General features: G+C 66.2%; 8 protein-coding genes and 1 pseudogene. 5 read left to right on the top strand and 4 right to left on the bottom strand.

Annotated elements, in window-relative coordinates:
- Positions 1-206 precede the first annotated feature (206 nt).
- From ACZY1I_RS17690 to ACZY1I_RS17680, 3 genes are all read right to left on the bottom strand, one after another.
- Entirely contained in the window at positions 207-1,040 is an 834-nt protein-coding gene (locus tag ACZY1I_RS17690) for a gluzincin family metallopeptidase (RefSeq protein ID WP_463755773.1), read from the bottom strand.
- 40 nt (positions 1,041-1,080) lie between these two features.
- The gene (gene ripC / locus ACZY1I_RS17685) at positions 1,081-2,253 is read right to left on the bottom strand and encodes a peptidoglycan hydrolase RipC (RefSeq protein WP_463755717.1); all 1,173 of its coding nucleotides are present in this window, start codon (positions 2,251-2,253) and stop codon (positions 1,081-1,083) included.
- A gap of 173 nt (positions 2,254-2,426) precedes the next feature.
- On the bottom strand, positions 2,427-2,690 hold the full coding sequence (locus ACZY1I_RS17680; protein ID WP_463755716.1) for a hypothetical protein: 264 nt from the start codon (positions 2,688-2,690) through the stop codon (positions 2,427-2,429).
- A gap of 193 nt (positions 2,691-2,883) precedes the next feature.
- Between ACZY1I_RS17680 and ACZY1I_RS17675 the strand changes: the two are divergent.
- Positions 2,884-4,752 (top strand): annotated as a pseudogene (locus tag ACZY1I_RS17675) (DEDD exonuclease domain-containing protein); the annotation flags it as partial.
- Here the strand turns inward: ACZY1I_RS17675 and trpD are convergent.
- On the bottom strand, positions 4,690-5,793 hold the full coding sequence (gene trpD / locus ACZY1I_RS17670) for an anthranilate phosphoribosyltransferase (protein ID WP_463755772.1): 1,104 nt from the start codon (positions 5,791-5,793) through the stop codon (positions 4,690-4,692). The pseudogene ACZY1I_RS17675 and the gene trpD overlap by 63 nt on opposite strands.
- Before the next feature lie 172 nt (positions 5,794-5,965).
- On the opposite strand from trpD, the gene ctaE reads away from it, so the two are divergent.
- Genes ctaE through qcrB form a run of 4 tightly spaced genes read left to right on the top strand, consistent with a single transcriptional unit; the run spans position 5,966 to position 10,404 of the window.
- Positions 5,966-6,577: an aa3-type cytochrome oxidase subunit III gene (ctaE, locus tag ACZY1I_RS17665; RefSeq protein WP_463755715.1), complete on the top strand. Its 612-nt coding sequence runs from the start codon at positions 5,966-5,968 to the stop codon at positions 6,575-6,577.
- A gap of 40 nt (positions 6,578-6,617) precedes the next feature.
- Positions 6,618-7,463 carry a cytochrome bc1 complex diheme cytochrome c subunit gene (gene qcrC / locus ACZY1I_RS17660; protein WP_463755714.1) on the top strand — a complete coding sequence of 282 codons (846 nt, stop codon included), beginning with the start codon at positions 6,618-6,620 and terminating at the stop codon, positions 7,461-7,463.
- The gene (gene qcrA / locus ACZY1I_RS17655) at positions 7,460-8,695 is read left to right on the top strand and encodes a cytochrome bc1 complex Rieske iron-sulfur subunit (RefSeq protein ID WP_463755713.1); all 1,236 of its coding nucleotides are present in this window, start codon (positions 7,460-7,462) and stop codon (positions 8,693-8,695) included. The genes qcrC and qcrA overlap by 4 nt, the downstream gene beginning before the upstream one ends.
- Positions 8,692-10,404: a cytochrome bc1 complex cytochrome b subunit gene (qcrB, locus tag ACZY1I_RS17650; RefSeq protein WP_463755712.1), complete on the top strand. Its 1,713-nt coding sequence runs from the start codon at positions 8,692-8,694 to the stop codon at positions 10,402-10,404. The genes qcrA and qcrB overlap by 4 nt, the downstream gene beginning before the upstream one ends.
- Positions 10,405-10,545 lie beyond the last annotated feature (141 nt).

Genomic DNA, 10,545 nt, shown 5'->3' with positions numbered 1-10,545 from the left:
GTCAGTGACGCGAGGAGGAGCCGCGCCAATCAAACCCAGCGTGGCGACGATGCGCGTCACGTCAGTGACGCGAGGAGGAGCCGCGCCAATCAAACCCAGCGTGGCGACGATGCGCGTCGCGTCAGTGACGCGAGGAGGAGCCGCGCCAATCAAACCCAGCGTGGCGACGATGCGCGTCGCGTCAGTGACGCGAGGAGCCGCGCGAATCAGCTGGCGCTCTTACTCCACTGTTGCCACCGGTCCAGCAGACTGGCCGTGTCGATGCCGAGCACCGCACGCACTGCAGTGGGCACATCAGAGTGCCCGACGCCGCAGGCCGCGAGATAGAGATCGCGCAACTTCGCCTGCCCGTAAGCGGCGGCGACGAACCGCGCGAACCACCACGTCCCGTCATAGGCCACTGAGCGCTGCGGCCCGGGAGTGTCCAAATCGCTGTCGGCCGGTAGCGACCGCATCCCAGTTGCGGCATCGGCAGGCAGCGCGGTGTGTGGCCGGGCGACATAATCGGCCACTCCCTCGGTCAGCCACCGCGGCGCGTCAAGTGCGGTATCCACTCGGGCCGCATAGTGAAAAAGCTCGTGGGTCAGCACTATTTGCAGCGCACCGTCACTCATGGCGGCGGCGCCGGGCGCGAATACGATCCGGCCGTCAACCATCGTTCGAGCGACCGGATCAACACGCTCAACCATCGTCACCGCCGCGATGTCACCCCATTGCGCGGCGGAACCACCACCGACGGCGGCGCGGAATTGATCATCGGAGGCGGCTACAAAGACCGCGATGTCGCGTGACCAATCGGCACCCCAAAATCCCACCACCCCATCGACCGCGGCGCCCATGCCAGCCACAATGCGCGCGCGCAAGGCTTCGGTGTCAGAACCGCCACCGGGGCCCACGAGGCGCACGGTGCGCCCATCGGGCAGCGCGATCATCGCGCCACCCGGGGTCCCGACCGTCGCAGCGCTGGGCGGTGCTGCTCTCGGATGAACCGGCAACAACAGCGCAGCAATCAACTCAGCTATCAGCCAACCCGCCAGCAGTAGAGAGCGCCGGCGCCGTTGCGGCACCGCAGCGAAACCGTCAGTAGCGGCGGGCGTCGTAAATCGGGCCGGACGACTCCATCGGCACTACGCCGACCGGAACGCCGTATGTGGAGGAGTGCACCATCATGCCGTCACCGATGTAGATGCCGGTGTGGGATGCGTCCGAGTAGAAGGTGAGCACGTCACCCGGCTGCAGGTCGGAGAGCGCGACCGGCTGACCTCCGTGAGCCAATGCCTGACTGGAGTGCGGCAAGGAGATGCCGGCCTGCTGGAATGCCCACATCACCAGTCCGGAGCAGTCGAACGAACCTGGGGTTGCGCCGCCCCACGAGTAGGCGGAACCGACCTGGGTCAGCGCGGCTTGTACGACCACTGCTCGGTCGCCACCGCCACCGCCGCCGGGCGGAGAGAAGGGGAGTCCAGCAGGTATCCCACCGGGCATCGGGGCTTCGCCGGGAGCCGGTGCGCCATCGGGTCCAGGTTGGACACCCGGCGGCAATGCCTCGGGAGCGGGCATCGCGTCGCCCGGCGCGCGGTCCGGAACGCGGTCCAGGGCCGGACGGGCCAGCGCGGTGCGCTGGTCGGGCGTCAAGGCCTGGTATTGCGACTTGACGACGGCGATCTGGACCTGCAGCTGGCTCTGCTTGTGCTGCAAGTTCGCCCGTACCGCCGCAGCTTGCTCGGCGGCGGACTTGGCGTCGGCGGCCGATCTGGAAGACGCCTGCTCGGCCTTGGTTGCCTGCTCGCCCGCGAGCTTGAAACTGACCATTTGCGAGGACATTTGGCTGGCCATCACCCGCTGCAACGCGAGCCCATCGATGAGCGACTGCGGTGAGTGCGCGGTCAGCAGCGCGTCCAAGCCGTCGGTGCGACCACCCATGTAAGTGGCGGCTGCAACCTTGTTGACCGCGCTCTGGAAGCCGGACAGACGTGACTTCGCGGACTCCAGGTTGGCCTGGTCCTCGGCAAGCTTTCGCTCCGCGGCCTGCTGGGCAGTCACTTTGTCGTTCAAATCGAGTTCAGCGCTGTGCATCGCTTCGGTGGTCTGCTCAGCCTGCCGCGACAGCTCGTTGAGTTTCGCCAGGGCGTCGCCGGCAGGATCGGCTACCACGATGGCAGTCGAGATGCTGGAGAACACCGCGAAGCTGGCTAACGAACCGATGGCAGACCGTCTGATGAGACGCGCGGTCGAAGGCCTATCGAGCTTCAAGATTTGCTTCCTTAAACTGCCATCGACGTAAATCCGCCGAGCTGGTTTAGGTCTCAAACAGGTTACGAAACGATATCGACGTTTGTCCAAAGGGGAGAACTAAGAAATTGGAAAGATTTATGTCATTTCTCTAAGAAACGGCGCCATTGCCTCGTTGACCATACACGACTGAGCTACGCGACGCCTTTAGGCGACATCACGCGGTCCCGCTGGATCGGCACCAAACGCAACCGCGGAGCCAAGCCCACCTCAGCGAGCGCTTCCAACGCGACTTGTTCGTCGTACGAAAGGGTTTCGGGCACACCGAGTAAGACGCTCACCACGCAGTCGTGGCATCCCGCACCTCGCACCGCGCAATCGTCACAATCGATGATTACCGGCTCCCCCGGCCTGGCCGCTGTGTCGCCGCCGCCTGCGGTTCCGCCGCTGTGTGCCATCTGAGTCGGTCCTCTCCTCGAAATCTTTCATCGCAAAGTCGGGCTAAGTCGGACGGTAACGGTCACCCCCGACAAGTTTGAGTTCGTCAATGGCGGCGACCGCCGCAGTCGGCCCAATGGTGACGACCCGCCGCGCCCGGCTCCGCCGCGCTTGCGGTCGCCACGGCGTGGGAACCGATGGCTGTCAGTGCGCATGCCTAACGTCACGGCCATGGGTGCGACCGGTGGGACTCAACTCAGTCTCGCCACGCTGGATGCGTGGGATTCACCCGAAGAACGGTCGCTTCGTGAGACGACTTTCGTCGTCGTCGACCTGGAAACCACCGGTGGGCGCGCGGTGGGACACGACGGGGCCGTCCCCGACGCGATCACCGAGATCGGGGCGGTCAAAGTGTGCGGGGGCGCAGTGGTCGGCGAATTCGCCACCCTGGTTGACCCGCAGCGCAGCATCCCACCCCAGATTGTCCAGCTGACCGGGATCACCACGGCGATGGTGTGTGACGCCCCGACCATCGACGCAGTCCTGCCGATGTTTCTCGACTTCGCCGGCGACTCGGTACTGGTGGCCCACAACGCCGGGTTCGACATCGGCTTCCTGCGCGCCGCCGCCGAACAGTGCCAGATCGGCTGGCGCCGACCACGAGTCCTGTGCACGGTCCGGTTGGCGCGCCGGGTGCTGAGTCGCGAGGAAGCCCCGAGTGTGCGACTGGCGGCGTTGGCGCGGTTGTTCGCGGTGTCGACACAGCCCACCCACCGCGCACTCGACGACGCCCGCGCCACCGTTGACGTGCTGCACGCACTCATCGAGCGGGTGGGCAACCAGGGCGTGCACACCTACGCCGAGTTGCGGGCGTACCTGCCTGACGTGACCCCGGCTCAACGCCGCAAACGGGTGCTGGCCGACGGCCTGCCGCGACGACCCGGGATCTATCTTTTCCGCGGCCCCTCTGGCGAGGTGCTGTACGTCGGCACCGCGGTAGATCTGCGGCGCAGGGTGAGCCAGTACTTCAACGGCACCGATCCGCGGGGCCGCATGAAGGAAATGGTCGCCCTGGCCGGGTCCCTCGACCATGTGGAATGCGCGCACGCGCTGGAAGCCGGCGTGCGCGAACTCCGCATGCTGGCTGCCCACGCCCCGCCGTACAACCGGAAGTCGCGGTTTCCACACCGATGGTGGTGGGTGGTGCTCACCGATGAGGCGTTCCCACGCCTGTCGGTGGTCCGCAACCCGCGCCACGACCACGCCGTCGGGCCGTTCCGTTCGCGCGCCGACGCCGCCGACACCGCGGCCCTGCTCGCCCGCTTCACCGGGGTGCGGACCTGCACCAAGCGACTGGCGCGGTCGGCACTACACGGTCCCGCATGCCCCGAGGTCGAGGTATCGCCCTGCCCGGCCGACCGCGACGTGACGGCCGATCAGTACGCCGAGGCCACGCGGCGGGCCCGGGCATTGATGGACGGCACGGACAACTCCGCGTTGGGGGCTGCTGTCGAACAGGTCGCAGCGCTGGCGGAACGACGGCACTACGAGAGCGCCGGCCGGTTGCGTGATCACATCGCCACCGCGGTGGAGGTGTTGTGGCGCGGGCAGCGACTCCGGACCTTGGCCGCATTGCCGGAGTTGATCGCCGCGGCCCCCGACGGGGCCGGTGGTTGGCAGCTCGCCGTCATTCGACACGGCCAACTCGCAGCCGCGGGTACGGCCCGGCGCGGCGTACCACCGATGCCCGTGGTCGAAGCCATCGGAGCCGGCGCCCAGACGATATTGCCGTCGCAGGCCCCGCTTGGCGGTGCACTCGTCGAGGAGACGGCGCTCATCGCGCGCTGGCTGGCCGCGCCCGGGGTGCGGATCGTGCGCGTGACCGCCGTCGGAGACATCGAAGACACGGGCTGGACCTCGCCGTTGCGATCGGCGGGCGCGTGGGCCGGCTGGGCGGCGACGGCCCGTTCGGCGCGACTGGCCAGCCAACAGACGAGCGGAGGCGTCAATGAATGGCAGTCAGACCTCCTGGCTGAACCGCACCCATCTCGCGAGCAGTTGTTCGGCCGCACCGCTGTCGATCGCAGCGCCGGCCCGCTCCAGCCCGTCCTCCCACGCCGGCAACCATTCAGCGCGGCTGGATAAGCCGGCGTGCGCTACCAGGGCGCCGGCGGCGTTGAGCACCACCGCATCGCGCACCGGCCCTTGGGTACCGGCCAGTAGGTCGCGAACCTCGGCGGCGTTGGCTTGCGCGTCGCCGCCCCTGAGTTCGTCCAGTTCGGCGCGCTCGAACCCGAAGCCCGCGGGGTCGAACTTCAGCTTGTCCACGGTGCCCGCCTGCACTCGCCAGATGGTGCTCGTCGTCGTGGTCGTCAGTTCGTCGAGCCCGTCATCGCCGTGCACAACGAGCACGCTGGATCGTCGTGCAGCAAACACTCCTGCCATCACTTCAGCCAGGTCCGCAAAGGCGCAGCCAATCAGCCCGGCCCGTGGTTGCGCCGGATTAGTAAGCGGCCCAAGGAGATTGAACACCGTCGGGATCCCGATTTCGCGACGCACCACCGACGCGTGGCGATACGACGGATGGAACTGGGGCGCGAAGCAAAATCCGATGCCGACCTCGGCCAGGCTGCGCGCGACGTCTTCGGGGCCCAGGTCGATACGCACCCCGAGCGCCTCCAGCGTGTCGGCACCGCCCGATAAAGAGGACGCCGCCCGGTTGCCGTGCTTAACCACCGGCACACCCGTCGCGGCCACCACGATCGACGCCATGGTGGACAAATTGACGGTGTTGACGCCATCGCCACCGGTGCCCACGATGTCGACCGCGTCGCCGTGGGCCGCGTCGAGCGGCATGGGCCGGGCGTGGGCCAACATCACGCCGGCCAGTTCGCTGACTTCGTCCGCGGTCGGGCGCTTCATCTTCAGCGCCACGGCAAACGCCGAAATCTGCGACGGCTGGGCGTCGCCGGCCATGATCTGGTCCATCGCCCAGGCCGCCTGGCCCCGCCCCAGGTTCACCCCGTCCGTCAGGCGGCCGAGAACCTGCGGCCAGGACAGTCCCGGGCCGGCTGAGCCCGGGCCGGTACGCCCGGACCCGGAAGCCTCGGAAGACGCAGTCACGCCGCCGATGGTCCCACGAGATTCACCCGCCCCCAACCGCCGCCCCGGACTGGCCAGCGACGGCCCGTCCGGGGCCTCCGAGTGCCCCTCGGCAGGCTCCCTCGCAACACGCACCGACCTAATTTCCGCCCCGGGTAGAGTTCGACAACTACAAAGCGTCATACTTGCGGATGTGACGAGTGCTGTAGGGACCTCGGGTACTGCGATTACGTCGCGAGTGCATTCGCTGAACCGCCCCAATATGGTGAGTGTTGGCACCATAGTGTGGCTTTCCAGTGAGCTCATGTTCTTTGCTGGCCTGTTCGCGTTCTACTTCACGGCGCGAGCGCAGGCCGGCGGGGCCTGGCCACCGCCGCCGACGGAGTTGAATCTCTATCAGGCCGTGCCGGTGACGCTGGTGTTGATTGCCTCGTCGTTCACCTGCCAGATGGGTGTGTTCGCCGCAGAACGCGGCGACGTCTTCGGGCTACGCCGCTGGTACGTGATCACCTTCCTAATGGGGCTGTTCTTCGTCCTCGGACAGGCCGAGGAGTACTGGAACCTGGTGACTCACGGCACCACCATCCCCGGCAGTTCGTACGGCAGCGTGTTCTATCTGGCAACCGGCTTCCACGGACTCCACGTCACGGGTGGCCTGATCGCCTTCATTTTCTTGCTAGCCCGCACCAAGATGAGCAAATTCACGCCGGCGCAGGCGACTGCCAGCATCGTGGTCTCGTACTACTGGCACTTCGTCGACATCGTGTGGATCGCTCTGTTCACCGTCATCTATTTCATCCGATGAGTCTGCGGCTCCGAATACCTCTATGAACAGGAGTGCTCGGTTGAAGAAATTTGGGTCTACTCGATCCGGTAGCCGCGATCAAGCGGCCCGCTCGCGTCGGCGCCTACGTCGCCGGTTGTCGGGCGGTCTGCTGCTGCTGATCGCCCTGACCATCGCCGGCGGACTGGCGGCGGTGCTCACTCCGACACCGCAGGTGGCCGTCGCCGACGAGTCGGGCTCGGCGCTGCTGCGTACCGGCAAGCAGCTTTTCGACACCTCGTGCGTGTCCTGCCACGGCGCTAACCTGCAGGGCGTGCCCGACCACGGACCAAGCCTGATCGGAGTCGGCGAGGCCGCCGTCTACTTCCAGGTGTCAACCGGCCGGATGCCCGCCATGCGCGGCGAGGCGCAGGCGGCACGCAAGGACCCGATCTTCGACGAGACTCAGGTCGACGCGATCGGCGCCTACGTGCAAGCCAACGGCGGTGGCCCGACGGTCGTCCGCAACCCAGACGGCAGCCTCGCGATGCGGTCGCTACGCGGCACCGACCTGGGCCGTGGCGGCGACCTGTTCCGCCTCAACTGCGCTTCGTGCCACAACTTCACCGGCAAAGGCGGGGCGCTGTCATCCGGCAAGTACGCGCCCGACCTGGGCCCGGCCAATGAGCAGCAGATTCTGACCGCGATGCTGACCGGCCCGCAGAACATGCCGAAGTTCGCCGACCGTCAGCTGTCCTTCGAATCGAAGAAAGACATCATCGCTTACGTCCGGTACGCCGCCGAGGAGCACTCGCCAGGCGGTTACGGACTGGGTGGATTCGGACCGGCGCCCGAGGGTATGGCGATGTGGATCATTGGCATCGTCGCCGCCATCGGCTTGGCAATGTGGATTGGGGCGCGCACATGAGCGACGTATCGAACCCGAGGGACGGCGCAGGCAGCAAGGTCGGTTCTGACACCGGCAGCCACACCCACGCGGGCCAGCAAGAGCCCGACGACGCGGCGTTGGCCACCATGTCGACCCAGGAACTGCTGGACCTGGGCAGCAAGATCGACGGCGTCGACATCGTCTTCAAGGAACCGCGCTGGCCGGTCGAAGGCACCAAAGCCGAGAAGCGGGCCGAGCGCAGGGTGGCGCGGTGGCTTTTGTTGGGCGGCGGCGGGTTTGGCCTCGCACTGCTACTGATATTCCTGTTCTGGCCTTGGGAGTACAAGCCGAACGGGACCGAGGGCAACTGGCTGTACTCGCTGTCGACCCCGCTCTACGGATTCACCTTCGGGATGTCGATTCTGTCGATCGCCATCGGCGCGGTGTTGCTGCAGAAGAAGTTCATCCCCGAAGAGATCACCATCCAGGACCGGCACGACGGGGCCTCGCGCCAAATCGACCGCCGGACGGTCGTGGCCAACCTGACCGACGCGTATGAGGGCTCGACAATCGGGCGCCGCAAGCTCATCGGAGCCTCGTTCGGGATAGGGCTGGGCGCTTTCGGCCTCGGCACTCTGGTCGCGTTTGCCGGCGGCCTGATCAAGAACCCGTGGAAGCCGGTAGTCCCCACCGCCGAAGGCATGAAGGCGGTGCTCTGGACTTCGGGTTGGACTCCACGCTTCAAGGGCGAGACGATCTTCCTGGCGCGTGCCACCGGCGCTCACGACGGCCCGCCGTACACCAAGATGCGTCCCGAGGACATCGACGCTGGCGGCATGGAAACCGTGTTCCCGTGGCGGGAGTCCGACGGTGATGGCACCACAGTGGAATCGCACGAGAAATTGGCGGCGGTATCGATGGGTATCCGTAATCCGGTGATGCTCATTCGGATCAAGCCCAGCGACCTGGACCGCGTGGTCAAGCGCAAGGGGCAGGAAAGCTTCAACTGGGGCGAATTCTTCGCCTTCACCAAGGTCTGCTCGCACCTGGGCTGCCCGTCCTCGCTCTATGAGCAGCAGTCCTACCGGATTTTGTGCCCATGTCATCAGTCGCAGTTCGACGCGTTGCATTTCGCCAAGCCGATCTTCGGGCCGGCGGCACGTGCGTTGGCGCAGCTGCCCATCACAATCGACTCCAGCGGGTATCTAGTCGCGAACGGTGACTTCGTCGAGCCCGTCGGACCGGCATTCTGGGAGCGCACAACAACATGAGTCCTTCATTGAAACCCCCGAAAATCGGCGACATCCTGGCCAGCCAGGGCGAAGCTATGGACAGCCGGTATCACCCGTCCGGGGCGGTGCGGCGTCAGCTCAATAAGGTGTTCCCGACGCACTGGTCATTCCTGCTGGGTGAGATCGCGCTGTACAGCTTCATCGTGCTGCTGATCACCGGCGTGTGGCTGACGTTGTTCTTCGACCCGTCGATGGCCGAAGTCACCTACAACGGCGTCTATCAACCGCTGCGCGGTGTTGAGATGTCGCGTGCCTATGAGACGGCGCTGAACATCTCGTTCGAGATCCGCGGCGGCCTGTTCGTCCGTCAGATCCACCACTGGGCCGCGCTGATGTTCTCGGCGTCGATCATGGTGCACCTGGCGCGCATCTTCTTCACCGGAGCATTCCGGCGCCCGCGTGAAGCCAACTGGGTCATCGGTTCGCTGCTGTTGATCTTGTCCATGTTCGAGGGCTACTTCGGCTACTCCCTGCCGGACGACCTGCTCTCCGGCATCGGCCTGCGCGCGGCGCTCTCCTCGATCACGCTGGGTATGCCGGTGATGGGCACCTGGTTGCACTGGGCGCTGTTCGGCGGCGACTTCCCGGGCACCATCCTGATCCCCCGGCTGTACGCCCTGCACATCCTGCTGTTGCCGGGGATCATCCTGGCGCTGATCGGCGCGCACATGGCGCTGGTGTGGTTCCAGAAGCACACCCAGTTCCCCGGCCCCGGACGCACCGAGCACAACGTCGTCGGCGTGCGCGTCATGCCCGGCTTCGCGGTCAAGTCCGGTGCATATTTCGCTTGCATCGTCGGCGTGCTCGGCCTGATGGGCGGGCTGCTGCAGATCAACCCGATCTGGAACCTCGGTCCCTACAAGCCATCTCAGGTGTCCGCGGGTTCGCAGCCAGACTTCTACATGATGTGGACGGAGGGCCTGGCCCGTATCTGGCCGGCCTGGGAGTTCTACTTCTGGCACCACACGATTCCCGCCGTCGTCTGGGTCGCGATCATCATGGGCCTGGTCTTCGGGCTGCTGGTCGTCTACCCCTTCCTCGAGAAGCGGTTCACCGGCGATCGCGCGCACCACAACCTGCTGCAGCGTCCTCGTGACGTGCCGGTGCGCACGGCCATCGGCGCGATGGCGATCAGCTTCTACATGGTGCTCACCCTCTGCGCGATGAACGACATCATCGCGTTCAAATTCCATATCTCGCTGAACGCGACAACGTGGATCGGGCGCATCGGCATGGTGATCCTGCCGCCGCTGATCTACTTCATCACCTACCGGTGGTGCATCGGATTGCAGCGCAGCGACCGTGGGGTGCTTGAGCACGGCGTCGAGACCGGCATCATCAAGCGTCTGCCGCACGGTGCCTACATCGAGCTGCACCAGCCCCTCGGCCCGGTCGACGACCACGGCCACCCGATTCCGCTGGAGTACCAGGGCGCGCCATTGCCCAAGCGGATGAACAAGCTGGGGTCGGCCGGTTCGCCGGGCATTGGCAGCCTGATGCGGGCGGATCCGGTTTCCGAGGATGCGGCACTGCGGGAGGCTCACCACCGGGCCGAGCACCGCGCTCTCACCGTCCTGCGCGAGCGCCAGGAGAGCCCCAACGGTTCGTCCAACGGCCATGGCAGCAACGGACATGGCAGCAATGGCCACGGCAGCAATGGCGAGGGCTCCAACGGAGAGCATCACTAGAGGTTCTCCGTTCTGGACCGCCCAGCGGTCCACGAGATGTACGTCCAGCCCGGCTGATGAAGTTCATCGGCCGGGCTGCGGCGTATGTGGCCCTGCCGCGACGGGGATCGCGCGACACCGGTTCGCGAATGGGCTCGCTTG

It is taken from the genome of Mycobacterium sp. IDUB_37 (assembly GCF_055419245.1).
This window is presented reverse-complemented; position numbering and strand designations above follow the sequence as displayed.